This window comes from Nostoc sp. TCL26-01, assembly GCF_013393945.1.
GTDB lineage: Bacteria > Cyanobacteriota > Cyanobacteriia > Cyanobacteriales > Nostocaceae > Trichormus.
In genome coordinates this window covers 3,092,963-3,119,951 of record NZ_CP040297.1, presented here as the reverse complement: position 1 = coordinate 3,119,951, position 26,989 = coordinate 3,092,963, and the positions used below count along the sequence as shown (strand labels likewise).

The following is a 26,989-nucleotide window of genomic DNA, read 5'->3' as shown; positions in this document are numbered from 1 at the left end:
ATAATGTTCACTTATTCTCTGTATCCAGATAATTGGTCAGAAATTGCCACCTCAGTTAAGCAACAAGCCCAGTGGCGTTGTCAAAAGTGTGGGTTACACTGCATCCCCCCTGGTAAAAATACATCAGAGTTCACACCCAGAAAACGTAGAGCATACACACTTCAAGTTCATCACTGGAACCGCAACCCAAGAGATAATCGACGAGAGAATTTAGTCGCTTTGTGTAGTGCCTGTCACCTTTATTACCATCAAGGGGGAAAATCAAATGTTTCGCCGGGACAGTTATCTTTGTGGTGAATGAGATAGCCCTTAACCCGATTTTAAAAAATTTCATCTGATATTTACACTCACTAACGTTAAACTATCAGATACAAACCTTACTTGCCGAAGCGATGAGCCTCTGCATAAATCCTCAATGCTCACAACCACAAAACCCTGATAACGTCCTATTTTGTCAAACTTGTGGCTCAGAGTTACTCCTAGAAGGGCGCTACCGAGTGCTGAGTATTCTAGGCGGTGGTGGCTTTGGTAAAACATTTGCAGTCAGTGACGCTTACACTCAAACTTCCAAAGTTCTCAAAGTCCTCATTAATAACCATCCCAAAGCAGTAGAACTGTTTCAGCGAGAAGCAGAGGTTTTGACTCGGTTACAACATCCAGGAATACCCAAAGTCGAAGCCAACGGTTATTTTGTCTATTTTCCTCGCAATAGCCAAGAACCAATACACTGTTTGGTAATGGAAAAAATTGAGGGGTTAGATTTATGCGAATATTTGAGACAGAGAGATAATCGCCCCATTGATCAAAAGTTAGCTCTGCAATGGTTAAAAGAAGTTGTCACCATTCTCCAACAAGTCCATCAACAAGATTTGTTCCATCGAGATATTAAACCATCTAATATTATGCTCAGAGCAGATGGACGTTTAGCTCTGATTGACTTCGGTACAGCACGAGCAGTTACAGGAACTTACATTGCCAAACAAGCAATTGGACAAGTCACAGGAGTCATTTCCGCAGGTTACACCCCATCAGAACAAGTTAATGGACAAGCTGTACAGCAGTCAGATTTCTTCGCCTTGGGACGAACTTTTGTCTACTTACTCACAGGACAAGAACCATCTCACCCCAAAATCTACAACAGTTACACTGATGAGTTAAACTGGCGTGATTACCTCAAGCAAAGCAAAACCCATCCCACCAATATCTCTCCCCAGTTTGCAGATTTACTCGATCAAATGATGGCGCGTTTACCTCATCAGCGCCCACAAAATACCCAAGTAATTTTACAACGGTTGGCAGAGATTGACCAAGTTACCCAACCATTTCCACCGCCACCGCCACCACCGCCACCACCAAAGCCAAAAGCATGGACAAGACGACGCATATTTAAGATAGTGGGTTTTAGTACCCTGGGGTTAGCTGGTGCAGCAGTTCTTTCTCAATTACTGCCAAAATCAACTTTAGTTGTGTCTAAATTGGGTGGTGGAGATTACAAAACCATCACTGAAGCGATTAATAATGCTCAACCAGGTACACGCATTCTTGTGCGTCCAGGGGTTTATCAAGAAAGTCTGGTGGTAGACAAAAAATTAACCATTGTTGGTGATGGTGCAAAAGCAGAAATTATTGTTGAAAGTACAGACGCAAGTTGCTTACTTATGCAAACTGATAACGCCGAAGTTAGAGGTTTAACTTTACGTTGTCGAGCTGGAGAACAAAACCAGCAATATTTTGCTGTGAATATTCCCCAAGGACAAGCAATTTTAGCAGACTGTGATATTACATCTGATTCATTATCTAGTGTCGCTATTCATGGCTCTACAGCTAACCCAACCATTCAACAATGTCAAATCCACGATAGTAAACAAAGTGGTATTTATATTTACGACAACGGCCGAGGAATCATCGAAGATTGTGATATTTTCAGGAATACAACCACAGAAATTACGATTGACACCAATGCTCAACCTGTAATTCGTCGTTGCAAAATTCATGATGGTAAAGAAGGTGGTCTTCTCATCCGAGAACGAGGTTTGGGAACTGTGGAAGATTGCGAGATTTTCAACAATACCCTATCAGGTATCGAAATTAAGGAAGATAGTAATCCCACCATTCAACGATGCAAAATTTATGATAGTAAACAGGGTGGGGGACTATTAATTCATAAGAAAGGTCGGGGAACAATTGAAGATTGTGATATCTACAATAATGCTTTATCTGGAGTAGAGATTAGAGAAGGTGGTAATCCCCTAATTCGCCAGTGCCGAATTAATAAAAATAAATATAATGCTTTATACGTTCATGAAAATGGTTTAGGTACAGTGGAAAACTCTGATTTAACAGGCAACCTGCGTCAAACCATTAATATCGATTCTACATCTCAGTTACAGCGTAGTGGCAATGTAGAGTAGTTTTAACCATGTTTCATCTCTTACCTAACTCTGTGGCTCCGTAGTAAAAATAAATCTATGCAACCACAAAGGCACAAAGTTAAGAGTTAGAAAAAATTTCTGCCCTAAAATTCTTACCCAGTAATATCATGAGCAGCATTCCTGAAGTCGGACAACCAGCACCAGCTTTCTCAACACCAGATCAAAATAATAATTTAGTTAGCCTCAATGATTTTGATAGTCAGTGGATTGTGATCTATTTTTATCCTAAAGATAATACACCAGGCTGCACTACAGAAGCTAAAGATTTTACCGAATTAAATCAACAATTTAGTCAACTGGGAGCAAAAGTTTTAGGCGTAAGTCCAGATTTAGGCAAAGCGCACTGCAAATTTATTGACAAGCATAACCTATCAATTACTCTATTAAGTGACCCAGAACACCAACTGATAGAAGCTTATGGTGCTTGGCGTTTAAAAAAGTTTATGGGTAAAGAATATATGGGTGTAGCTCGGTCAACTTTTTTGATTTCACCTGACAAAATTATTGCCTATACTTGGCCTAATGTCAAAGCTAAAGGTCATGCCCAAGCAGTGTTAGCTAAATTACAGGAATTAGCAAATACTTAAATTATTTTTTTCAAGAAATACCAGCGCAGTCAACAATTTTATCCTCCTGCGCTTTACAAAATTTAACAATGTATGCCATAGTATAAAAATTTCACTTACAATAACTAATATATTCACTATTTAATTAAATATGATTCCCATTATTCAAGCTCAAAATATTACATTTGCTTACTTAAATAAAAACTTTGCGTTATACCATTTCACTTTAATAATGATACAAATACGTGAGTCCGTCAGTCCGTCAGGGATTGTAAATCCCTGTCTCATAGCTAAAGTCCTCTCAAAAGGACTGAATATCAGAGTCCATTTTAATGGACTTAAGCTATGAGACCACCGTTTTAACGGTGGGCGGACAATACCCAACGAGTAAGCTATATGTATCAGGATTTTTGTGAATTGGTATTACGAAAGTCTGATGATCAGTATTTCTTTCGAGAAGCAATTGAGAATTTAACTGATATTTCTGAATTAGAAAAACAATATTTAGATAGAGTTAAAAGTAATTACCTTAGCCTACTAGAAAACTCTCCTCTTTTAGAAGATGCAGTTAAATTAGTAGTTTTATCCCCCTTGCTAGATTTGGCTGGCTTTTACCATTCTCCTTTTCATATATCTACAGAAGAAAGTATAGAAATTAGTGAAGAAATAATTATAGAATTTCAAGCGGAAATTAAAGAAATCATCAAAGGTAAAATAGATGTATTAGTTTTGCAAGCTCAATTGTGGCTAATCATAATTGAATCTAAAAGGTCTACCTTTTCTCTAGCTAAAGCAATTCCTCAAGCACTGACTTATATGTTGGCAAATCCTAATGATAATTTTACTGTATATTCATTAGTCATGAATGGAGAAGATTTCCAATTTATTAAATTAAATAAACAAAACCAACCTATGTATGCCTTGTCGGAAAGGTTTACTTTGTATAGAAATGAAAACAAGTTATACACAGTTTTAAAAATATTAAGAAATCTAGGTAAAATCTTGAATTGATGTCTAGATAATTAAGAGTGTAGCTAGGTGAATATGGTTCCAATTATCCAAGACCAAAATATTGGTATCGCCTATTTAGAAGAACGATTTGGCTTACAATTAGCTGAAGAAGAGACGTTTTTTGCAGAATGGGGGGAAAACTTACCAGAACTTACAGATTTAGAAAAGCAAGATTTAGATAGGATTAAAAACAATTTTTTGCGTTTAGTTAAATATCCTCCCCTATCAGAAGAAACTGTTAAGTTAGTAGTTTTATCTCCTTTGCTTGATTTAGCTGGATTTTATGATGAGCCTTTTTTTATCAGAAGTGAGCAATCTATAGAAATTTCTACCGAGGATGAAGGTAAAATTATTAGAGGGAGAATTGATGTTTTAGTAGTTCAACAACAATTATCGTTGTTAATCATAGGATCTAAAAAGTCTAGTTGGTCTTTATTAGCAGCTATACCTCAAGCACTGACTTATATGATAGCTAATCCTGAGCAAAATAAACCTGTATTTGGATTAGTCATGAATGGCAATGATTTTATTTTTATCAAACTAATAAAAAATTCTCAACTAGAGTATGCTTTATCTGATCAATTTACTCTGTGGAAACGAGAAAATGAACTCTATAAAGTTCTGGGAATATTAAAAAAACTCAGTCAAATATTAAGCTAATGATGTCGAATCGTCCTATATATCTAGATTGTCACGCTACTACACCTGTGGATGAGCGTGTGTTATCGGCAATGCTACCTTACTTTACAGAAAAATTTGGCAATCCATCTAGTATTAATCATGTTTATGGTTGGGAAGCAGAGGCGGCTGTTAAACAAGCACGAGAAATATTAGCAACGGCAATTAATGCTACACCTGAAGAAATTGTCTTTACTAGTGGGGCGACGGAAGCGAATAATTTAGCCATTAAAGGTGTGGCTGAAGCTTATTTTCAAAAAGGTCAACATATCATTACTGTAGCCACAGAACATAATGCAGTACTTGATCCTTGTGAGTATTTAAAAACTTTGGGTTTTGAGATTACTATTTTGCCAGTTCAAGCAGATGGATTAATTGATTTAACAGCATTAGCAAAAGCTTTGCGTCCAGAAACAATTTTAGTATCAGTGATGGCTGCTAATAATGAAATTGGGGTGTTGCAACCATTAGCAGAAATTGGGGAAATGTGCCGCGATCGCCATATAATTTTTCATACAGATGCTGCTCAAGCTATTGGTAAAATCCCCTTGGATGTGCAAGCTATGCAGATAGATTTGATGTCTCTGACAGCTCATAAAGTATATGGGCCAAAGGGTATTGGTGCATTATATGTCCGCAGACGTAACCCCAGGGTGCAACTTGCACCCCAACAAAATGGTGGTGGACATGAACGGGGTATGCGTTCGGGAACTTTGTACACGCCGCAAATTGTCGGCTTTGGTAAAGCTGTAGAAATTGCTTTAGCAGAACAAGCCCCTGAAAATATACGTTTAACTCAGCTTAGACAAAGATTGTGGGAACAGCTTGCTCAAATTCCTGGAATCCATCTCAACGGACATCCTACTCAAAGATTAGCAGGAAACTTGAATATCAGCGTTGCAGGTGTAGATGGTACGGCGCTGTTATTAGGCTTACAGTCAATTATGGCTGTTTCGTCTGGTTCGGCTTGTTCTTCAGTCAAAACCGCACCTTCCCACGTCCTCACAGCTTTAGGACATTCGGAAAAGCTAGCTTACGCCTCAATTCGCTTTGGAATGGGACGCTTTAATACAGAAGCGGAAATTGATCTAGTGAGCAAACAGGCGATCGCTACCATTGAAAGTTTACGCCAACAGGCAAGTTTAGTCTAGAAAACACATCAATTCAAAATGGAAGAAGGGGACAAGGAAGGGGACGAGGGGACAAATCAATTCAAAATGAAAGAAGGGGACAAGGAGAAAATACTTGTATAGGTTCTTTCCCCCCATCCCCCCATCCTTCAATAAGGATCGGAATTAAACCTTCCCCTAACTACACTGCGAAAATAATAACCCCTGCTGGGTGGGTTATTCAGATCAAAAGTTTCACCATTGGTGACTCGCCAGATTTTGTAGTCGTGGTAAGTTAAAGGTGTCCGGGGTTTACATACTTCTGGGGGATGATCTCCTAAGACAAAGTATGCTGCATTTCGCCCCATAACTTTTGCTTGACCATATTTATCGACAACCACAGATGTCTCCTCACTAATGGCTATCCCCAAAGCACTGCGAGAAACACCGTCTTGAATTTGTCGGGCGACAAAAGCCATAATTCTCCCCATGCGTTTACGGCTGTCGAAATGGGTATCGATGATAGTTCCTTGCAAATGATGCCAGCGAAAAAAGTTGTAGGTAAAAGTGACATTATAGTAAGGATCTTCCAGAATATCTTTTGTTTCTACAGCCTCTTCACTAGCGCAAGCATCGAAGATAAAATCGCTTAAAATCATTGACCCGGCGCTAGTACCACCAATAGCCCCACCTCTTTGATAAACTGACTGTACAGCCGCCTCTAGTTGTGTATCTTTCCAGCTACGAATATATTGACATTGGTCACCACCAGCAAAAAACACTACCTCAGCATTGCGGATTTTGTTGACAATATCATACCTGTTAGCATCTTGACGATTGCTGACAATCAAAGTCTCTACAGAGTTTACGCCTTTCATACCATAAATGAGGCGATTGTAATCGTCACTACCATAAGTCCGAATTACGACAACATCAACTGCGGCGCTACCTCTAACTTGGTTAATCATCCACTGGATAGCGGCTTCCACATCTGGCCCTCCGCCACCCAAGCTGAAGACAGGCCCTGCCAAGGTGGGCAGAGGACTAACTTCGACAATGTTGCCCTGGAAGAAGTCTTTCAGGTATGCTGTAATTCGGGATATTAAATTCTTCCACCACTTTGCTAAATTTGAGAATGCTCGTGCCATACTAACCTTCTAGAGCAAGCTGCAACTATTGCTTAATGTCGCACGCTCCAGGCGGTAATTCCCAGCGTACAAGGCTTGTACTGTTTGTTAACGCCCAATAATGCAGGGTAATAATTGATGATGCTGCTGCATCTGAGAAAACCTCAGCCAGACTCAGCATTTTTTTACCATACAACTTGCGATCGCTCTTTGACCACTCGTTGATAAATTGTCTCGGTTTGTTTGGCTAATTTTGGCCAGCTAAAGCGACGCTGCAAATCCTCATAGGCGTTATCAATTAGCCATTGACGATAACCGGGATTTTTTAAAACTTCCAAAATTCCCCAAGCCAAAGAATCGGCATTATTTACCCAAGTTACTAAACCCGTCTTAGTATGTTGCACTACTTCCGGGAAGCCACCTGTATCTGACACCACTACGGGAACTCGTGAGGCGAAGCTTTCTAAAGCTACAATGCCAAAGGGTTCGTAAAGGCTGGGGAATACAGCACAGTCAGCCACAGTTTGGAACTTATCTAAATATTCATCGGAAAGAAAGCCTGTAAAGTAACACTTATCCCAAATTCCCAAATCCCCAGCCTGACGTTTGAGATTGTCAGTATTACCACCACCAACAATCACAAATTTTACGTAGCCACCCATCTCCCACAACACTTTCGGTGCAGCGTTGAGTAAAACTGATACACCTTTTTCGTAAGTCATCCGCCCCACATAGTAGACAATCTTCTCATGGTCTTGGGCAAATTGGCGACGAAAATTTTGAGCATGAAAATCTTCATGGTGTTGTTTCTTTTCTGCACGAATGCCATTATGAACGACATCGATTTTATTCCCCGGACTTGAGAGCGCTCTCTCTACCTCTTGGCGCATATAATTTGTACAGACAATAATCCGCCAAGCATTGTAAGCCAGTAAGCTTTCCTTGCCGTGGATATACCGTTGGGTATCATTGTGAATTCCGTTATAGCGTCCATATTCAGTGGCGTGGATGGTAGCAACCAGGGGAATTTTAAAGGTATGCTTGAGAGCGATCGCTGCATCTCCCACTAACCAATCATGGGCATGGATTAAGTCAAATGAGCCTTCCTCACTGATTAACTTGCCACCATGATGACCCATACTCTGATTGAAATTGACTACCCAGTGAAAAAAGTCATGACTATGAGACACTGGTACTCGATGTATATGTATACCCTCCACCACTTCATACATTGATGCTTGACCAACTTCTACCGTAATTAGGTGGATTTCATGCCCTAGTTTTACTAGTTCGGGGTATAATTCAGCCACATGACGCGCAATACCGCCAACGATTCTCGGTGGAAACTCCCAACTCAGTACCAGTATCTTCATTAACTAGACTCCCCAATGCTTTATCAATATCTAAAAATATGAGGGCGGTATTTGCAGCAAATTTGCTTACTAAAATTTTTGGATTTTTTTACATTTTTTTTGATGTTAGGTTTTAAAAGTTATTAGGTTTGAGTACATTAGCGGATACTTGATTAAACTTCTTACATTAGCTGATCAAAGCTTAAGTGAAATGAAGTACCTTACCCCTCACAGCTTAGTAAAATTCACAATTTAGAGTACAGATTTTAAAAAACTTATAGTATCAGTCTTTCAAATAGCAACTATCAAAAGTGACAGAAATTATATAGGAGGTAATTATAACGTTTCTGGTTTCAATATAGGAGTAAGGCAGGCATTTTCTCTGTGTCTTTGTGCCTCTGTGGTAAAAAATAATTTATTAAACACACAGACAAGCATCCTAGACTCCTGGAATTGACAAAACCCCGGCTTTGGTAGCAAACCGAGGTTCTAAGTTTATAGCTATCTAAACTATCATCAACTTTGATCTAAACGCAGCACTGCCATAAAAGCTTCCTGCGGTACATCTACCGTACCAACGGCTTTCATCCGCTTTTTACCCTTGGCTTGTTTCTGCAACAGTTTCTTCTTCCGGCTAATGTCACCACCGTAGCATTTAGCTAGTACATCTTTCCTTAAAGCGGGAATATGTTCACTAGCGATGACTTTGCTACCGATAGAGGCTTGAATGGGTACTTTAAATTGATGACGGGGAATCAGTTCTTTGAGTTTTTCCGCCATTGAACGTCCTACACCATAAGCTTTATCACGGTGGACAATCATCGCTAAGGAATCCACCGGATCACCATTAATCATGATATCCAATTTCACCAAAGGATTTTCGCGGTAGCCAATCAGATGATATTCCATACTGGCATAACCACGCGATCGCGATTTCATCTGGTCAAAAAAGTCTGTCACAACTTCCGCCAGAGGTAACTCATAAGTTAAGGTGGTACGTCCTTGGGTCAAATATTTCATATCCTTGAACACACCCCGGCGGTTTTGCGACAACTCCATCAACGTCCCGACAAAGGTTTCCGGCGTAATCATTTCTACTTTGACGTAGGGTTCCTCAATCCTTTCGCGCTCGTTGGGGGCTGGTAAATGGCTAGGATTATCAATATACAGTTCTTCACCCTTAACAGTGATGACTTTATAAACCACTGAAGGGGCTGTAATAATCAGATCCAGATTATACTCTCGCTCTAAGCGTTCTTGAACAATCTCCATGTGCAGCAAGCCCAAGAATCCACAACGGAAACCAAAACCCATAGCACTAGAAGTTTCTGGTTCGTATTGCAATGCTGCATCATTGAGTTTGAGCTTTTCTAAAGCTTCTCGTAAATCTTCAAATTGGTCAGCATCAATGGGGAACATTCCACAAAAAACCATTGGGTTAGCTTCCGTGTACCCTGGTAAGGCTGCTGTCGCTTTCGCACTAGATAAAGTAATCGTATCACCCACCCGCGCATCAGCCACCGCCCGAATTGAGGCTGCCAAATAACCCACTTCCCCAGCGTGGAGTTCATTAACTTGCTTTTGAGTGGGAGAGAGGATACCCAACTCATCAATATCATATTCTTTCCCGGATGCCATCAAATAGATGCGATCGCCTTTTTTCACCGTCCCATCCATCACCCGGAAATAGACAATTACACCCCTGTAGCTGTCATAATAGCTATCAAAGATTAACGCTCGTAAACGTTGATCAACTGTGTTGGCAGCTGGTGGTACACGCTCCACAATCGCTTCGAGAATCTCACTAATCCCAATACCTTCTTTTGCCGAAGCTAGAATTGCCCCACTGCAATCTAGACCGATAATTTCTTCAATCTCACCAATAACTCGGTCTGGTTCTGCTCCTGGTAAGTCAATTTTATTAAGAACAGGGATAATTTCTAAATTATGCTCCAGTGCTAAGTAGACATTTGCCAAAGTCTGCGCCTCTACACCTTGAGACGCATCCACTACCAACAAAGCCCCCTCACAAGCAGCCAAACTCCGCGACACTTCATAGGAAAAATCTACGTGTCCCGGCGTATCAATTAAATTTAATACATATTGCTGACCATCTTTTGCCTGATAGTTCATCCGGGCCGCTTGCAGCTTAATTGTAATACCGCGCTCCCGTTCTAGATCCATATTGTCTAGAAACTGTTCCTTCATTTGCCGATCATCAACAGTACCAGTGGCTTGCAGTAAGCGATCAGCCAAGGTAGATTTCCCATGATCGATGTGAGCAATAATACAAAAATTGCGAATGCGAACTGCGGGGACATCAGTCATATACTAATCTTTGCTGAAGCAGCAACCAAGGTGAAAAAGCAATTTACTTCATGTATTGTAATGCCTTATTAGCCAAGATGCTGCTACAGGAAAGTCAAAAGTCAATGGTCAATGGTCAATGGTCAATGGTCAATGGTCAATGGTCATTAGCATTTCTTCTTCTCCCCTGCATCCCTACCAGATCAGTTACCAGTTAATAAACGTTCACTGTTCACACCCTTCACTCCCCCACTCAGCACGGGCTAAACGCCCCGCTACCGCTAACAGCACTCTCTCACTCCCTCACTCCCCCACTCACTACTCAGCACTCCCTCACTCCCCTTCTTAAAAATCTCTATAAAGTCTATTTTTATGTGCTAGTATCATCAACCTGAAGCGTACAATAAAAATATATAAGTACATAGTGTAGATATGATAGGCAATTACCACCCGTAAATGCCCGTAATACCTAGTTTACTGACAAAACTTCTAGCCTTATGGACTAGAAATGCCCATGAAAATTGCCACTTGCTACCTGCTGCTGTTAGTTTGGTGAAATTTCGGGGAACTATGTAACTATAAAGTTTTAATATTTTGTCAGTAAATTAACCCGAACAGTGAATGCAACTGCTTTATAAAGCTTGTGACAAGAAATTCTCTGAGTATATAAACCTATGAATATGAAAGAAAGAGCTACCGATGCGGAATCCAGACAAGCCGACAAGGTAGAAGTCTCTGTGCAATTGGATTCGGAGTTACTGGAACAAATCCAGCATCTGACTAACGATCCGAGTAAAGTGATTGAAGTAGCTATTCGTCAATGGTTACGGGGGGAAGTTCTCAGAGATGATGAACTGACGCGCAACCCACATCGAGTTCCAGTTCCTCCCCGTGGGGAATGGAATGATTGACATTTATGAATAGGCTGTAAAGAAATAGCCAAAAAATGTAAATTTTGTCAATCTAGATCCCAGAACAGCTAAAATACGCAATACTCAGTATGTCAAAGCTGTAAAATTTTACCTGAAGCTTTGCCAAGCCTTAGCAAAACTGTTTTGAGTTGCCTTTGTCCATCCAACTCGATTCGATGTAATGACTATTACTGCCAATTCCCAATTGCCAAATAGATTTCCTCCAACCTTGGAATCGATTAACCATAAGGCTGACGGCTTATTACCAACTCTCGGTGCTGAGTTGGTATATACGCAAGATGGGACAGGACGTTACCTGTCTTTTTATTGGCAGAAAAGTGAACTTTTGCAGTCCAACCCACAGCAAATAATCACTGAATGCAATGGGCAAGAAATCTTTACCCCAGTGGATAAGGTTTCTTACATGGAACGATTGCATCGAGTGTTGACAAATTTGGTTCCGGAAAAGTTTCCCTGCTGGTTTAGCTGTTGCCATAACTTATTCGAGTTGGAATTAGTCATCTGTCCCATGATGCCTCCCTTGGGAACTGCGGCAACTACGGTTCTGGTATTAGGCAGATTGTTACAAGTTAAGGTGAGCAACCAAGAAGTCAACGTCGCTATTACTACTCCTACACAGATAGATTTAACAGCGCGATCGCAACAACACCAAAGACTGGTAAATAAAATTACCAGAAACATCCGGCGGACGTTGGATTTAGATATAATTTGGCAACAAACAGTAGATAGTTTAGGTAAAGCACTGCGGCTAGAGCGTTGTATTATTTGTCCCTATCAGCCTTCTAGCTCCAAGGTGCGAGTTATCGCTGAGTATCATCAACCAAATCGGAGTTCGATGCTGGGTTTGGAAATAGATGTCAGTTCTGAACCCGCATTTGCTCAAGCCTTGGCCACCTTGGAACCGATCATGATGGAAGTTCCAGGTTATAATATATGCCCGCAGCAAAAAATTTTAGTAGTCGCTACCTGCTATCAAGACCAAGCTAATGGGTTAATAGCGATTAATTTACCAGATGAGTGCTACCCCCTAACAAACGCCGAAATAGAACTCACAAAAGAAGTAGCAGATCAATTAGGCACAGCGATCGCTCATGCTACTCTATACAAAGAATTAGAAGCCGCACGCCAAAAAGCCGAAGAAGCCTCCCGCCTCAAGAGTGAATTTCTCGCCAATGTCTCCCATGAAATTCGCACTCCCCTCAACGGGATGATTGGCTTTTTGAAGCTGATTCTCGAAGACATGGTAGATGACGCGGAAGAAAGAAATCAGTTTTTAGCGGAAGCCCATCAATTATCATTACACCTACTCAACGTCATTAATGACATCTTAGACATAGCCAAAATTGAAGCCGGCAAAATGGAGCTAGTTTGCGCTCCAGTGAAACTAGCAGAGCTATTCTGGGATGTAGATAGTTTTATGCGTACGCCAGCAGAAGGCAAAAACCTCAGCTTCCGAATGCAATTGCCCTTAACCTCAGACGAAATCGTTGTTCAAGGCAATTATCAACGGCTATTGCAAGTTATGTTAAATATAGTCAATAATGCCATTAAATTCACTCACGAAGGTGGTATTACAGTCAGTGCCGATGTGGTACTGAAAAAAAGCAAATCTCCAGACCACCAATTCCCCGGCATGGTCAGAGTCAGGGTAGCAGACACGGGTATTGGAGTTTCTCTAGATAAACAGGATAAACTATTTCAACTATTTTCTCAAGTAGATGGTTCCCGCACCCGTCAATACGGTGGTACAGGTTTGGGACTAGCCATATCGCAAAAACTTATAGAAGCGATGGGTGGAGAAGTCCATTTTTACAGCCTGGGCGAAGGACTCGGTTCCACCGTCACATTTACAGTACCCCTATATCAACAACCTGTGATGCTGTCATCTAGTGACGCTGATTTAGACGTTATTTGTTAAATCAAGAAACTACCTCGTCTGCGGTTTAACACTCCAGAAATCTTGTGATTGAAAGTTGGTTTAAGCTAGTAAGGATATAAGGATATGCTGAGAAAATGTCATATTTCTTAATCAAGAAGGGAGTTGAGCCAGTCACGCACATCTCCTTTACCAACTTGGTTTCCAAATATTACCCATGACAAAGGGGGTTCACCAACAAGTTCACCCGTTAACAAGAAATTGATACCATCCCACGCTTTATCAATATTTAAATAGTCTCCAGTGGTATCTAGTTCTCCATCAACATATAAAAGAGAAACGATCGCATCTTCAGTTGAACACTCAAGAAATTTTGTTAATTCTTCTGTGGTGATGGCTTGAAGATGACCAATCATACCCATATTTTATGCACTTCCTATAGCCGATTCTTACTTGGGATAACAATCATGGCAAAATAAGGTACTTCATTTGGATCAACCTCATCTAAAGGTATAATTTTTTGTTGTGCCATTGTTGCCCTTTCAATGTATAATGCCCGTGATGCTAATCCTAATTGATGTAGGATATCTCGCACTTTGGTAAAGTGTCGTCCTAGTTTCATGATGGCGGCTGCATCGGTGGTCAATAATTGGGTGGTGAGTTCTTCGGCTGGCAGAGGTGCAGGGAGGACGGTGAGAATGTCGTTGTAGTAGGTGAAGGGTACACCCAGGGACACGGGACAAGCCATAAGAGAGGAAACGCCGGGGACAACTTCAGTTACGTATTCTTCAGATAAGCGTGTGAAGACATACATAAATGAACCGTAGAAAAACGGGTCGCCTTCACATAAGACTACTACATCGCGTCCGGCGGCTAGGTGTTCGGCAATTGGTGCTACTTCTTTGTCGTAAATATCTTTGGCTTTTTCTGGTTCTAAGGCACGGGGGAGGTGAAAGGGGACTTCAATTTGTCCACCTGTTAAATAGGGAGAGGCGATCGCTCGCGCTATACTGTCCTTATCTGTGGCTGATTGATAGGCAATGACAGGGGCAGACTGTAATAGTCGCAATGCTTTGAGGGTTAACAGTTCTGGATCTCCTGGCCCGACACCAACACCGTAAAGACGACCTTTAGCTGTCATAATTATTCTTCCTCCGTTGCCAGGGCGTTAACTGCGGCGGCGGCGATCGCACTCCCACCCCGCCGACCATGTAAAGTCATATATGGGACGTTCCTGCTGTCTGCGGCTAATGCTGCTTTAGATTCGGCTGCACCCACAAACCCCACGGGAAAACCCAGTATCAAAGCAGGTTTGGCACATCCGTCATCTAACATTTCTAACAGCCGAAATAGGGCAGTCGGTGCATTGCCAATGGCGACAATAGCCCCGGCTAGTTGAGGTTTCCACAATTCTAGGGCTGCTGCTGATCTGGTAGTTGCTAATTTTTTCGCTAGTTCTGGTACTTCTGGCTCATTTAGAGTGCAGATAACTGGATTATTAGCAGGTAATCGCCGCCTTGTCACACCATCTGCCACCATCCGACAATCACAGAGAATTGGTGCGCCTGCGATGAGTGCATTCCTGCCTGACTGTGCGGCTGTAGGTGAATATCCCAAGTCTGTGACGATATCCGTCATTCCACAGGCATGGATTAGACGCACAGCCACTTTTGCGACATCTGCGGGAAGTATATCTAAATTGGCTTCCGACCGAATGATAGCAAAGGAATGGCGATAGATTTCATTAGCATCACGGATATAATCAGACATTGGCAAAGACAGAGAAAATGATGTTTTTAATTGATCAATAGTATATTTATTAACAAAATCTCCAAAAGATTCATCTGAATTTAAACGTCTTATTTTGTATAAATTCAGCATCTTTTCTATCAACATGGGTACTTCAGCAACAGCTACATTTTGGTAGAGTTGACGACCAAATTTTTCCTGATTTTCACTGTCATGAACATAAATGTGATACTTCTCCCCAGTGCCATCATTGACACCGAGTAAGGCAATATCACTCATATGATGTTGAGCGCAGGATTTGTCACAACCGCTAAAGTGGATATTGATTGAATGTTCTATAGTAACGCGAGATTGGAGATACTTAGCTAATCTTAGTGCATCACCTTTAGTATCTGTTGCCGCCACCGCACAACCGCGATTACCAGAACAAGCTACTAACCCACTTTTGATATTTGTACTGGAGAAATCTAATCCTAAATCAATAATTTCACTCTGAACATCTGTTAGTAATCGTTGGGGAATATCAGTTACGAGTAGGTTTTGCCAAGGTGTCAGTCTGAGTGTACTACTGCCATACTTTTGTGCCAAATTAGCTAACCCTCTGAGTTGTCTAGATTCAAGACGACCGAGAGGCAATACAACACCAATGTAAAATAACTCTGGTTGGCATTGGGGATGAATACCGATGGGGGGCTTAGGGGCCCCCTCTGGGGTTGGGGGGAGGGGGAGAGGGGGGGGAATTTTATCTCCTTGTCTCTTTGTCAAAGAAAAAGATAAATATTTCTCAGCTGCTTGTAGATAATTTGCCAAACTTAGACTATTCACCACCTCCCGCAGTCGGGGTTTGCGTTGACTGTTAGCATCAATATGAGCGAGATAGACATTGGCTAAAGCTGCTAATGCTGGTAAACATTGCTCTGGTAGTAGGAAAATTCCTGTGTCTACAGGTAGTTCTCCCTTTGCGCCTATACTGACGTAAAGATGGAAATAAACTTGACTTGTGATTAAAACGGCAACAAAAGTGATATCGTTAGGGCGATCGCTGACTTTAACCTTTCCACTACCATCAAAACAGACACTAAATTTGGCAGATAGTCCCGATAAAGCTGGATGTTCAGTTATGTAATTATCCCAACTTTTAACCAAAAACCGCGTATCAATTAATTCTTGAGGATCAATCCCAGCCGTAGGACTGGTCATAATATTGCGGATTTGGTCTACACTCGGATTATGAGAACCTAAATTTAAAGCCTGGAGTTGTGCAAAAACTGCTGGGTCTATTTCTGTGTGAATTTCGCGGATTTGCAAATTAGCTCGATTAGTCACATCAACATAACCACCGCCGTAATTATCAGCTATATCTGCGATCGCTTGACACTGTATAGTATTAATTATCCCACCTGGTATTCTGATGCGAGACAATGTACCATCTTGGGCAGGTGTGGCATAAAATAATCCTGGGCAAGGCGTAAGACCAGACAACAAAACAGTAACTCCTTCTCTGTGTGACGCAGAGAGTAGACAGCAGACTATTTGGGGTTGGCATTCTGACTTGGAAAGTCAAAGAAAAATCTCTTTCTTTTGCCTTTCCTTTACAGCTGCGGCACAGTCCCGGAATTACACCGAAGTTTCCCAACACCAAGCTTTAATAATTTACCACGAGTAGCTAGTCAGAATCTTGAAGACTTCATATTTTGCATTAACTTAATGAAGTTTGTTAATTAGGGTGAATATCAATTCAACAGAAGTCAATACTTTGTTATTGTTCTCTCTGGTTTGTCAACATTCAGAAATTTTCGTCATATTCAGAAATAGTTTGTAAAGTTTAGAGGATGCAAACACATGGCTATTTATGAGCAAATTGGTAAAGAATATGATTTAACCCGTTGTGCTGATTCTTATATTACTGGTCAATTAATTCAACACTTAAAGTTAAAGCCAGATAATCTATATCTTGATGTGGCTTGTGGCACAGGTAACTATACACTAGCTTTAGCAGAAAATGGCGGAATTTGGCATGGAGTAGATCAATCACATTTAATGATTGACACTGCTAAAAACAAAAGTAACGCTGTTGCTTGGCAAGTTGCATCTGTGGAAAATTTACCTTATGCTGATAAATCTTTTTCAGGTGTATTGTGTACTCTAGCTATTCATCATTTTTCTGATTTATTGTCGGCATTCACGGAAATTTACCGTGTTTTAGCATCTGGTTACTTTGTGTTATTTACAGCCACACCAGAGCAAATGCGAAAGTATTGGTTAGTTGAGTATTTTCCAGAAGCTATACATCAAGCATCTGAACAAATGCCAAGTTTAGAAGCTGTACATTATGCTTTGAGTCAGGCTAGTTTTAAGTTGATAAAAACTGAGCTTTATAATGTACAGCCAGACCTAAAGGACTTATTCTTATATAGTGGTAAATACCATCCAGAACTATATTTAAATGAAAATATACGTTCAGCTATTTCTACTTTTTCTGTACTTGCTTCCCCGGATGAAATTGTGGCTGGATGCCAAAAACTAACAGTAGATATTGATACTGGTTTGATTAACAAAGTGATGCAAAAATATGAACACAATCAAGGAGACTACCTATTTATTATTGCTCAGAAATTAACATAATTCAGGAAAATTGATTTTAATTTATATGACGAAAAAATGGTTATCGATTATCGGCATTGGTGAAGATGGATTACCAGGATTAAGTGCGATCGCTCGTTCTTTAGTTGATCATGCTGAAATTATTATAGGGGGCGATCGCCATTTAGCAATGTTACCAACTGATGACGAACGTCAAAAAATTCTTTGGACTTCCCCGATTACTGATTCAATAGAAGCAATTATTCAATATCGGGGTAAATCTGTCTGTGTTTTAGCGAGTGGTGATCCTTTATGGTACGGTATTGGTACTACGCTGACGCGACGTATTCCCGTAGCGGAAATGACGATTATTCCTGCACCATCATCTTTTAGCCTTGCTTGCGCTAGATTGGGATGGTCTTTAACTGAGGTAGAAACTCTGAGTTTGTGTGGTCGTCCGCCTGCCTTACTCCCAGCTTACATCTATCCGGGAGCAAGATTATTAATTTTGAGTGAGGGAAAAAATACACCTAGCATGGTGGCAAAAATTCTCAGACAGCGAGGGTTTGGGGATAGTCAAATGACGGTGTTGGAAAGGATGGGAGGCATTCATGAAAGCATGATACAAGGAATAGCCGCATCTTGGCAGGAAACAGAATTAGCAGATTTAAATGCGATCGCTGTACATTGTCTTGGTGATGCGGGGATTGTTCCTTTATCCAGAGTACCAGGATTGCCCGACGAAGCATATCACCACGATGGACAACTTACCAAGCGAGAAGTGAGAGCTGTTACCCTATCAACTTTAGCACCTATTCCAGGACAACTACTTTGGGATGTAGGCGCAGGTTGTGGTTCCATATCGATAGAATGGCTACGGACTCATCCACGATGTCAGGCGATCGCCATTGAACAAAATGCTGCTAGACTCCAGTATATTGCTGATAATGCTGCGGCTTTGGGTACTCCTAACCTAAAAATTATCGCTGGCACTGCACCATTAGTTTTACAAGACTTACCCACACCCGATGCTATTTTCATTGGTGGTGGAGTCACAGCAGCTAATTTATTTGATACTTGTTGGCAAGCATTGCGTTCTGGTGGACGGTTAATTGCCAATGTCGTCACCATCGAAGGTGAGCAAACTTTATACCAATGGTACGAAAAAGTTGGTGGTAGTTTTACTCGCATGGCAATTCAACGAGCCGAACCTATTGGTAAATTTTTAGGATGGCGTGCAATGTCTCCTGTTACTCAATGGATAGGGATAAAAGGCTTTAGCTAATTTAAGCTTGAGACTGCAACTGTTCCAGTTTAGCTAGCACCTCTGTACTGTGAACAGATGGGTTAACTTTGACGAAAGTTTCCCGCAGGACACCTTGAGGATCAATAATAAAGCTATGACGCATGGAGACATAACCAATCCAAGAACCGTAAGCTTTACTAACTGCACCGTCTGTATCTGCTAACAAAGGAAATTTTAGCCCTTCCGAATCACAAAATTCGGCATGAGAATCTATATCATCAGCGCTAACACCAATAATCTGAGCGTTCTTTTCTAAATATTTCGGTAGGTCTTGTTGAAATCGTCGTGCTTCAATAGTACACCCAGCAGTAAAGTCTTTGGGATAGAAATACAGCACTACCCACTTACCCCGCAAATCTGAGAGAGAAAGTTTACCATCACCTGTGTTGGTGGCTAGGGTAAAATCGGGTGCGGGTTGATTAATTGCTGGTAGTTTACCCCCAAGTGCATTAGCCGTTGGCACCAAATTTAGCCAACTGATGATAGCAAAACAGCTAACAAGCAATATATGCAAAAAATTGCGGCGGGAAACCATAAATTTGGATAAAAATAACTACTTTACATAATTTTACAATTCTTTGTGGTTTTCGGAAAAATTAAAACTTTACTTGAGGAACTTTTTCAATTTGTTGTGTAAAATAAGCTTCTTGATGCTTTAACTGTTTAGCTAATTCTAATCCTCGTTGAAAAGCAGCGATCGCTTGTGAATATTCTTTCTGCACCAAATATAATTGCCCGATTTGGTCGTAAGCTTGCATCATCCCGTAAAAATTGGCAGCTAATGACTCAGTTTCTACAAGAATTTTACCAGCTTGTAATGCTTCATTGATTTGTCCTTGGGAACGATACAAGGGAATTAATTTTTGTATAGCTTCAGCCGCACGAGTATACTGTTGTAATTGCCAAGCAGTAGTATATGCTTCTTGGTAGTTTCTAAAAGCTGCTTGTAGTAAGATGGGATTTTCCCGTGCTAAGGTTTCATAATTTGCCCCAATCTCTAATTGCAAACTAGGCAATCGAGTGAGATTATTTTGTTGAGCATAAATTGTTTTTAACTTGCTCAATACATCAATTGATTTTTCTGGCTGCTTAGTCTGTTGATAAATATAAGCTAGCTTTTGCAAGTATGTTAACTCATCTTGAGCCGTAGCCGACTTTAATAATTCCTCATAAATGGTAGCCGCAGGAGGATAATCAAACCAACTTAAATGTAGTTCACCAATTGTTTTGAGAGTGTCTACTTCCCCAACAGCATTTTGTTGCTGTCGCATGACGGCTAGAACTTGATTGTAAATTGCTATAGCAGGTTTAGGCGATCGCAATTTTTGATAAGCATCACCCAAAGCCTGCAAAAGTTCTAAATCAACACTGCTTTGAGCATTCTTGTTTTTTCGTTGCGCTTGTTTTTCAATTGCCTGCAACCTTTGATTGATGTATTGTACCTCCTGGCGATCGCTTTGTCTCCAAGCAATATCCCCCACTCTTGAGAGTGCTTGCACTTCCGCCACAACACCCAAATATCGCCGCAAGCGCAATTCCCGGTTCCAAATCTCAAACGCAGTTACTTTATCTCCAGCTTGTAATGTCGCCGCCGCTTGTTGATTGAGTTCATCTAATGCTGCCTCTAATTTTAACCGTTCTGGAAGAGTCAGAGGTCGTTTACCACGCAAAGATGGTAAAAGCGGATCAGGTGTAGTAATCTCTAAAGGACTAGGAGGAAACTTGTCAGCTTGTTGCGGATCTTTAGTCTCAGCTAACGTTGAGAAACTAGCAAGTTGCCAGAAGATAGCGACTGTAACAATAACACTGAATTGCCGTAACATAGGTATTCTATAATTATGTGAGCCAGGAGAAAGGCAAAAACGCAAGACACACTTATCATTTCTTCTTATCCTAAGTCCCCAATCACCAGTCCCCAGTTCCCAATCACCAGTCCCCATTACACATTAAAATACTTGCAGATAATTTTTAAGCAAATTTGGTAATGACTCATTCTACAGATATCGCTACCTTAGCACGCTGGATGGCATCTGATTTTAGCAATCAAGCACAAGCTTTCGAAAATCCGCCTTTTTATGCTCATATTCGGGTATGTATGCGTCCCCTTCCTTGGGAAGTATTATCTGGGGTGGGATTTTTTGTGGAACAAGCCTATGATTATATGCTGAATGAACCCTATCGCCTACGAGTATTAAAATTGATGACGATAGCCGATCGCATCCACATCGAAAACTACACTGTTAAGCAAGAAGAAAACTTCTATGGTGCATCTCGTAAGCCCCAACTCCTGAAAACTTTAAGCAGCGATGCTCTAGAAAAACTCCCTGGCTGTAACATGATTGTCGAGTGGACTGGTAATAGCTTTCAAGGCAAAGTAGAACCAGGAAAAGGTTGCATAGTCTTTCGCAAAGGACAAAAAACCTATCTAGATAGTGAATTTGAAATTGACGAAGAGAAATTTATTAGTCTTGACCGTGGACGAGATTTAGAAACAGATGAGCATATCTGGGGTTCCGTTGCTGGGCCTTTTTATTTTACCCGCCGCCAGAGTTTTGCTGATGAAGTGAGGTTGGGTGATTAGTCAGTCGTCATTAGTCATTGGTCATTGGTCATAATTCACATTAGGCGTAAATTACTTCATGATAATGTCGTCATCGCTGATTCTATCGTGTCAGCGTAGGGAACTCGCTCAATCTCGGTTTCCCATGTGCCGTTAGCATATAGTTTTAATAACCGAAATCCAGGATATTCTTGATTAATCGCAAAAGCTGGACTTTCAGATTGGAACTGAAAGCAAGTTGATGGAGTACCTAAATAATCAACATTGTGGCGATGGTGTTGAAATTCCTGGTGGATATGACCAAATAAAACTAACTTGACTTGTGGGTGACGATCAACAATGTCAAAAAACTCTTCAGAATTTTTCAAACAAGTAGCATCTATCCATGTGGAGTTCACAGAAAAAGGAGCATGATGTAAAGCAACTAGAGTAGGATTGTTGCCTAATATTTTTAGCTCATAATCAAGCCACTCTAAACTTGTAGCCGACAGATAACCATGCAAAAATTCCGGAGTGCAAGAATTCAGCATGACAAAATTCCAATTCCCACGCTGAAAAGACTTACGTCGAGAAACCATCCCCAGATTTAATATTTTATCCATAGCGATCGCACAATCATGGTTTCCTGGCAGCCAGTAAGTCGGGATTTGCAGTAAATTCAAGTAATATTGTAGATTTTCATAGGATGCTGGTGTACTATCTCCAGACAAATCTCCCGTTAACAAAAGTAAATCAATTTCTGAGCGTAGTTCTTCTAGCCTCTTCATCACAGCCAAGAAAGACTTTGTTGTGAATATACCTTGTAACCGTTGATTTTCTGAAGCCAACAGATGCGTATCTGTGATCTGAGCAATTTTTATCGGAGACATTTGATTCATTTTTAAATTCAGCAACTTGTGCGGATTCATATATAAGACTCATATTTAATTTTTCCAAAACTCCGTATACCTCTACCTCTCTTGTTTTCTGTTCTCTGTTCTCTTTCTATGCAAATAACTTTAGTAATTACATCAAATGTTTATTTTAAACGTTTTAATAAGTTTTAACTTTTTCATCTATCTTAAGGAGTAAATTATGATTTTTTTGTATTTTACGACACTCATTAACAGAAGTGTAAACGCTATTGTAAATAAAGTTAGATAATCTTTGTCTATATTCATAGCCTTTACTTTCATCCTTCCACAAGCATAGACAAGATTTTTCTGTAGTAGGATGCAAAGTTCAAGAAAACTGTGTTATAGTTGTTCACTGTGGATACGGCGACATAGCCAAGTGGTAAGGCAGAGGTCTGCAAAACCTTTATCCCCCGGTTCAAATCCGGGTGTCGCCTTTAGTTGTACATTAACTAATTATTTGTCACTGTCAACAGATTGTGTATTACCTGGGTTTTGATTTGGCTAGTGAAAAGGTCAAAACCCTGAAAGACAAAGAGCTTGAGTTGTTTAAATCTGGTGAGGGAAAGCGTTTGATGCTGTTGGGAGCAGTAAAGAAAAAAGCTGCCAAGGCAGAAGACTGATACTTTCGCTTGTGGAGTTTGACCGAGAAAAAGCGATCGCTTCCAACAAGGTCAACCAGTGATTTCTATGTGGTTAGATCAGATTTATCAAGGGTTAGTAGTTAAGTTAAAAAAGCAATCTGTGAAGTAACTAGCCATAAGTCTTTTAATTGGCATCAGTAGCTGATATTTTTTCTACAAGGAGTAACAGAACAATCAAAAGACACGGTAATTCGGTTATTGAACATCAATTCATTGAAATCATTGCAGTACCTACTTTCCAGTATAAGAGGGTGTTTGAAAAGTTTTAGTAGGTATAAAAATGTCATTCTTCCTGACGCTCCGCGTCAGGAAGAATCTAGGTTTTGTGGCACATACCGAGATGTTTCATTCCGCTACGCTGCATTCAACATGACAAAGAAACAGACTTTTCCAACGTCCTCTAATACCAATTCAAAATTCAAAATGACGCGACGCTCCTGCGTCGCTAACGCTGCGCTATCGCGGACTCGCTCTAATACCATTTCACGTTAATCATGATACACATAAATTATGTAGAGACGTTGCAATGCAACGTCTCTACTGTTCACATTTAAAGGAAATTGGTATAAGCGTTCGCGTAGCGTCTCGTAGAGAAGCTATGCCGTTCGCGTTAGCGTCTCTGAAAGAGAAGGCTTTACGCTGCGCTAACAAAATTCAAAATTAAGAAAGCCTTGTTCTACAAGGGTTTCCGTGTTTGGACCTGTATCAGATTTTTAGTGAATTGGTATAAGGCAGTGATGCTTACGGGGAGTAGGGCGATCGCTCTCAACTAGGCACTTTTAATGGAATTTGATGAGTTGAGAATAGCCACTAATATTTGCATTAGTTCCTGCAAATCGGTTGGGATACGATAGAGCATTAAATCTTGAGTTATCAGCCGACTAGCTCGTTGGAAACTACCAAACTGCCAAATATCGCCTGTTGTCACTGCACCATACAATATAGGTTCATCCGCTTCTATCCAGGAATCTATGGCAATTAATTCCACAGCTAGTTGTGTAAATCCTCTTGTTAAATCCGCTTGTTTTGCTTCTACAATCAGTATTTGATGTTGAGACTGTAAGTAATAGTCCAAATCTCCTCGGAGGAATTGATTTACTTCAATGGGATATTCGATATTGACTATTGCTTCAGTAATATGAGCCACTTCTAACAAGATGGGGGCAATCAAAACTTCTCTTCTTGCTGCTTCACTAGTGAGACTGACACGAGTAATTGCTTCTTCTAATCGCTGTTTTAACTCAGCTAATCTAGTGATTTGATGATTACTAACTGGGAAATTTATATGCGCTTTGGTTAAACTTGCACCTAATTCGCGCAAGATGTCGGCTGGAGCGAATCTTAAATCAAAGTATTTGCGAAATGTGTAAGTTTCTGACGGTTTGAGGATAGGTGGACGGTGCGGTATAGTCATAAATTAAGTAAGTTTGGACTTCCCTATTTTTTGTTTGGTTTTAATATCCAACAATAGCCAAAGCAATTTAGTTAAATGAGATCGAGCTAATTTTTTGCTAAAGTTACTTTCCTGCAGGCTGACTAACAATATCCTGAGTTGATTAGAAGGGACTTCCTTTTTCTTTTCTTTGCCGTTGCAATGCTTCTTCGTACCACTCTAATTCATCCAAAAATTGACTGACTCTCTTAGTCAAAGCTGCTTCCTGTGAAACACCTGCTTCATCTAAAGAGTCCGCAATTTTGGAAATAGCAAAAATGCTGGAAATAGTAGGCATTCCCATTTCTGACAGAAAAGCGCGTAATTGGATGGCTGCTCGGACTCCGCCAAAGCTACTAACTGAGTAAGAAACAATCCCAGCCGGACGGAAAAAGTATTCTTCTAAATAGTGATCCATGAGATTGCTTAATCCTGGCTGAATAGAATGGTTATATTCTCCCGCAACAACTACAAAACCATCTGCTGTTCGGATATGCTCTGCCAGTTCTGCCATCTTTGCAGGAGCCTGACCTTTGCCATATTCTTTATACATCCGGTCTAAGATACCAAAGTCATACTCCTTTGCATCGGCAAAAATTACCTCATGGTTTCTTTGCCTAAGCTGATCAATCATGAATGTAGCAGCTTTGATGCCCTGGCGATCGCTCCTGTAGGAACCATAGAAGACTACTGTTTTAAAGCTCATGATGAATGATTTTTAATTAAATAAATAGTTCAAAGTCTAGCCATACATCGAATTTATCATCTACTGGCTGTAAGGTGAAATTGGTGCAGGAGATGAGATTGAAGTAGTACGTCGGGATGAAAACAATGTTACAGTTGCCGATATCGATATATTGAGAGAAAGAATTTGTTTAAAGGAACGCTTGGTACGTGAGAAAGAACATTATTTCGCTATTGGTTGTATCGGGAGGATTTATAAGTGCATATATTGGTTTATTTACCCCCGCAAATATTTATTTGCTCAACTATCGTGAAATGAGCATTAACGGGTGGTTTTACTTGGGAATAAATATGGGGCTATCGCTATATCTTCTTGGTATCTGTGCAACTGCTGTAATATTTCAAGGAATGTCTTCTCAAGCATCTAAAATCGAGCCATCATTTCTGGTGTTAGGTGGCACGATTGGTTTGCTAGTTGGTAGCTCACCCATCCTCTTAAATTTACTACTCCAGACATCATACTATCCCATTTCACCTTTGATCATTTTGCCTTTTGCGTTTTTGCTATCCATTGTAGGGATTCGTATTGCTTGTGAATTTCCACGCAGGAAATCTAGTTCCCATCAGAGAGTTTTATTATCAAGAATCTCAACTTTAATTGGATGGCTAGTTGCTTTACTTGCCTTAACTGTTATCTGGATTAACAATAGCAGTTTTCCGGGAATAAATGCTGCGTCAGTGGTTCGGGAGCAATGGGCAAATCAAGAATTTAACGGATACAAAGGAGTCGTGGAGACAATCAAAACCTGTCAGCCTATTATAAAGCAAGTGGGCAGAGTTAAGTATGTTGCACCAACATCTGGTAAAAACTATGTCATATCTGATCATGGTAGTTCTGGTCATAGGGGGGAATTTACTTTAGAAGTCGTGGGTGAACAAGGTATAGGTGTGACGAACTTTAACTTTCATATTGATACTGTAGTTTCGTCTGGCCAACTGACTTACCAAGGTAAGACCCAAGAAATAGTTTGTCGAGTTTAGATTTATTTATCTAACAATCAGTAGAGACATAGCATTGCTACATCTCTAGCGGGGATCTCTCGCACCGTGGAAGAATTAATTTTTCCAAATCACGCAGATACTAAGCGACGTAAGGATTCAGCGCGACGTTTAGCGGTGGAATTATTAGGAGCAAATTTGAGTGCTTCTTCGTACATTTGTAGTGCTTGAGTATTCAATTTTTTCCGCTCATAGGAATGACCCAAATTATTTAAAGCTACTACATAATCGGGTTTTAATTTCAATGCTTCTTTGTACTGACGAATTGCCAAATCATACTGCTCTTGAGCAAAATAAGCATAACCCAAACCATTGTATATAGGAGCAATACTTTCCTCTCCTTCTACTTCCGCTTGTTTAAGAGCTTTTTGGAATAATGGTATAGCCTGAGCAAACACTTTTTTCTCAGAATAAATACAACCTAGTTCGTAGTATTCTTGAGCTGTACCTGTGTCTTTACTCAACTTATTCCGTAATCGTGATAACGCACTTTCACGCTTACGAGTTTTGAACAACTGGCGGAAAACACTCACAACTGCAAATGTCAGCAAACCCACCAAAACAGAAAGATACACAACAGCGAGATTGTTATCCATTGCCTACAAATCAAAATATTAAAGTTATTTCTACATCTATTATCGGTCTTTTGGGGACTGAGAGGGAGGGAGTGAGGGAGTGCTGAGTATAGA

At 40.4% G+C, this 26,989-nt stretch carries 26 protein-coding genes, 1 tRNA gene, 1 pseudogene and 1 riboswitch; of the genes and pseudogenes, 14 read left to right on the top strand and 14 right to left on the bottom strand.

All coding sequences use genetic code 11. The features are described 5' to 3' along the window. Positions 1-3 precede the first annotated feature (3 nt). The 6 genes from FD725_RS13490 (at position 4) to FD725_RS13465 (ending at position 5,838) form a co-directional block, all read left to right on the top strand. A complete protein-coding gene (locus tag FD725_RS13490; RefSeq protein WP_179048596.1) occupies positions 4-297 on the top strand; it encodes an HNH endonuclease in 294 nt (97 codons plus the stop codon). 95 nt (positions 298-392) lie between these two features. Further along, positions 393-2,411, top strand: coding sequence for a pectinesterase family protein (locus FD725_RS13485; RefSeq protein ID WP_179048595.1), 2,019 nt, complete (start codon positions 393-395; stop codon positions 2,409-2,411). A gap of 128 nt (positions 2,412-2,539) precedes the next feature. Beyond that, positions 2,540-3,019, top strand: a complete 480-nt coding sequence (bcp, locus tag FD725_RS13480; protein ID WP_179048594.1) for a thioredoxin-dependent thiol peroxidase — start codon at positions 2,540-2,542, stop codon at positions 3,017-3,019. Between the two features lie 375 nt (positions 3,020-3,394). Continuing rightward, positions 3,395-4,009: a type I restriction endonuclease gene (locus FD725_RS13475; RefSeq protein ID WP_179048593.1), complete on the top strand. Its 615-nt coding sequence runs from the start codon at positions 3,395-3,397 to the stop codon at positions 4,007-4,009. Between the two features lie 33 nt (positions 4,010-4,042). Continuing rightward, entirely contained in the window at positions 4,043-4,669 is a 627-nt protein-coding gene (locus FD725_RS13470; protein ID WP_179048592.1) for a restriction endonuclease subunit R, read from the top strand. A 2-nt stretch (positions 4,670-4,671) separates the two neighbouring features. Then, complete coding sequence (locus FD725_RS13465) at positions 4,672-5,838, top strand: cysteine desulfurase family protein (protein WP_179051529.1); 1,167 nt, start codon at positions 4,672-4,674, stop codon at positions 5,836-5,838. Positions 5,839-5,966: 128 nt separating this feature from the next. On the opposite strand, the gene FD725_RS13460 is transcribed toward FD725_RS13465, so the two are convergent. From FD725_RS13460 to lepA, 4 genes are all read right to left on the bottom strand, one after another. Continuing rightward, positions 5,967-6,944: a cyanophycinase gene (locus tag FD725_RS13460; RefSeq protein WP_179048591.1), complete on the bottom strand. Its 978-nt coding sequence runs from the start codon at positions 6,942-6,944 to the stop codon at positions 5,967-5,969. A gap of 25 nt (positions 6,945-6,969) precedes the next feature. Beyond that, positions 6,970-7,104, bottom strand: a complete 135-nt coding sequence (locus tag FD725_RS32465) for a hypothetical protein (protein ID WP_256871909.1) — start codon at positions 7,102-7,104, stop codon at positions 6,970-6,972. 4 nt (positions 7,105-7,108) lie between these two features. After that, positions 7,109-8,296, bottom strand: coding sequence for a glycosyltransferase family 4 protein (locus tag FD725_RS13455; protein ID WP_179048590.1), 1,188 nt, complete (start codon positions 8,294-8,296; stop codon positions 7,109-7,111). A 495-nt stretch (positions 8,297-8,791) separates the two neighbouring features. Next, a complete protein-coding gene (gene lepA / locus FD725_RS13450; protein WP_179048589.1) occupies positions 8,792-10,603 on the bottom strand; it encodes a translation elongation factor 4 in 1,812 nt (603 codons plus the stop codon). Positions 10,604-11,256: 653 nt separating this feature from the next. Between lepA and FD725_RS13445 the strand changes: the two genes are divergently transcribed. Together FD725_RS13445 and FD725_RS13440 are read left to right on the top strand one after the other, a co-directional pair. Then, a complete protein-coding gene (locus FD725_RS13445; RefSeq protein ID WP_179048588.1) occupies positions 11,257-11,493 on the top strand; it encodes a hypothetical protein in 237 nt (78 codons plus the stop codon). 181 nt (positions 11,494-11,674) lie between these two features. Next, on the top strand, positions 11,675-13,432 hold the full coding sequence (locus FD725_RS13440; protein WP_179048587.1) for an ATP-binding protein: 1,758 nt from the start codon (positions 11,675-11,677) through the stop codon (positions 13,430-13,432). A 107-nt stretch (positions 13,433-13,539) separates the two neighbouring features. On the opposite strand, the gene FD725_RS13435 is transcribed toward FD725_RS13440, so the two are convergent. The 4 genes and pseudogenes from FD725_RS13435 to cobG all read right to left on the bottom strand — a co-directional run. Continuing rightward, entirely contained in the window at positions 13,540-13,812 is a 273-nt protein-coding gene (locus FD725_RS13435; protein ID WP_179048586.1) for a DUF1877 family protein, read from the bottom strand. Between the two features lie 14 nt (positions 13,813-13,826). Then, complete coding sequence (locus FD725_RS13430; protein ID WP_179048585.1) at positions 13,827-14,531, bottom strand: precorrin-2 C(20)-methyltransferase; 705 nt, start codon at positions 14,529-14,531, stop codon at positions 13,827-13,829. Between the two features lie 2 nt (positions 14,532-14,533). Further along, the gene (locus tag FD725_RS32970; RefSeq protein ID WP_306296907.1) at positions 14,534-15,160 is read right to left on the bottom strand and encodes a precorrin-8X methylmutase; all 627 of its coding nucleotides are present in this window, start codon (positions 15,158-15,160) and stop codon (positions 14,534-14,536) included. A 78-nt stretch (positions 15,161-15,238) separates the two neighbouring features. Continuing rightward, positions 15,239-16,561, bottom strand: a pseudogene (cobG, locus tag FD725_RS32965) (precorrin-3B synthase); the annotation flags it as partial. 97 nt (positions 16,562-16,658) lie between these two features. Continuing rightward, a riboswitch (cobalamin riboswitch) is annotated at positions 16,659-16,815 on the bottom strand. Positions 16,816-16,981: 166 nt separating this feature from the next. Between cobG and FD725_RS13420 the strand changes: the two are divergent. Both FD725_RS13420 and cbiE read left to right on the top strand, forming a co-directional pair. Further along, a complete protein-coding gene (locus tag FD725_RS13420; RefSeq protein ID WP_179048583.1) occupies positions 16,982-17,764 on the top strand; it encodes a class I SAM-dependent methyltransferase in 783 nt (260 codons plus the stop codon). Between the two features lie 25 nt (positions 17,765-17,789). After that, the gene (cbiE, locus tag FD725_RS13415; protein WP_179048582.1) at positions 17,790-19,007 is read left to right on the top strand and encodes a precorrin-6y C5,15-methyltransferase (decarboxylating) subunit CbiE; all 1,218 of its coding nucleotides are present in this window, start codon (positions 17,790-17,792) and stop codon (positions 19,005-19,007) included. 1 nt (position 19,008) lies between these two features. On the opposite strand, the gene FD725_RS13410 is transcribed toward cbiE, so the two are convergent. Together FD725_RS13410 and FD725_RS13405 are read right to left on the bottom strand one after the other, a co-directional pair. Beyond that, positions 19,009-19,563: a peroxiredoxin gene (locus tag FD725_RS13410; protein ID WP_179048581.1), complete on the bottom strand. Its 555-nt coding sequence runs from the start codon at positions 19,561-19,563 to the stop codon at positions 19,009-19,011. A gap of 61 nt (positions 19,564-19,624) precedes the next feature. After that, a complete protein-coding gene (locus tag FD725_RS13405; protein ID WP_179048580.1) occupies positions 19,625-20,851 on the bottom strand; it encodes a lipopolysaccharide assembly protein LapB in 1,227 nt (408 codons plus the stop codon). A gap of 161 nt (positions 20,852-21,012) precedes the next feature. Between FD725_RS13405 and FD725_RS13400 the strand changes: the two genes are divergently transcribed. Beyond that, positions 21,013-21,609: a chromophore lyase CpcT/CpeT gene (locus tag FD725_RS13400; protein ID WP_179048579.1), complete on the top strand. Its 597-nt coding sequence runs from the start codon at positions 21,013-21,015 to the stop codon at positions 21,607-21,609. A gap of 56 nt (positions 21,610-21,665) precedes the next feature. Here the strand turns inward: FD725_RS13400 and cpdA are convergent, their stop codons facing one another. Then, on the bottom strand, positions 21,666-22,496 hold the full coding sequence (gene cpdA / locus FD725_RS13395; protein ID WP_256871908.1) for a 3',5'-cyclic-AMP phosphodiesterase: 831 nt from the start codon (positions 22,494-22,496) through the stop codon (positions 21,666-21,668). A 350-nt stretch (positions 22,497-22,846) separates the two neighbouring features. Between cpdA and FD725_RS13390 the strand changes: the two genes are divergently transcribed. Beyond that, positions 22,847-22,918: transfer RNA gene (locus FD725_RS13390), tRNA-Cys, on the top strand. A 63-nt stretch (positions 22,919-22,981) separates the two neighbouring features. Beyond that, positions 22,982-23,104, top strand: a complete 123-nt coding sequence (locus FD725_RS32460) for a hypothetical protein (RefSeq protein ID WP_256871907.1) — start codon at positions 22,982-22,984, stop codon at positions 23,102-23,104. Between the two features lie 790 nt (positions 23,105-23,894). Here FD725_RS32460 and FD725_RS13385 read toward each other — a convergent pair. Further along, positions 23,895-24,539 (bottom strand): hypothetical protein, encoded by a 645-nt coding sequence (locus FD725_RS13385; protein WP_179048577.1) that lies wholly within the window; start codon positions 24,537-24,539, stop codon positions 23,895-23,897. Positions 24,540-24,681: 142 nt separating this feature from the next. Continuing rightward, positions 24,682-25,263, bottom strand: a complete 582-nt coding sequence (locus FD725_RS13380; RefSeq protein ID WP_179048576.1) for an NADPH-dependent FMN reductase — start codon at positions 25,261-25,263, stop codon at positions 24,682-24,684. Positions 25,264-25,592: 329 nt separating this feature from the next. Between FD725_RS13380 and FD725_RS13375 the strand changes: the two genes are divergently transcribed. After that, the gene (locus FD725_RS13375; RefSeq protein WP_179048575.1) at positions 25,593-26,282 is read left to right on the top strand and encodes a hypothetical protein; all 690 of its coding nucleotides are present in this window, start codon (positions 25,593-25,595) and stop codon (positions 26,280-26,282) included. Positions 26,283-26,371: 89 nt separating this feature from the next. Here FD725_RS13375 and FD725_RS13370 read toward each other — a convergent pair whose 3' ends face one another. Next, on the bottom strand, positions 26,372-26,896 hold the full coding sequence (locus tag FD725_RS13370; RefSeq protein WP_179048574.1) for a tetratricopeptide repeat protein: 525 nt from the start codon (positions 26,894-26,896) through the stop codon (positions 26,372-26,374). Between the last annotated feature and the right edge of the window lie 93 nt (positions 26,897-26,989).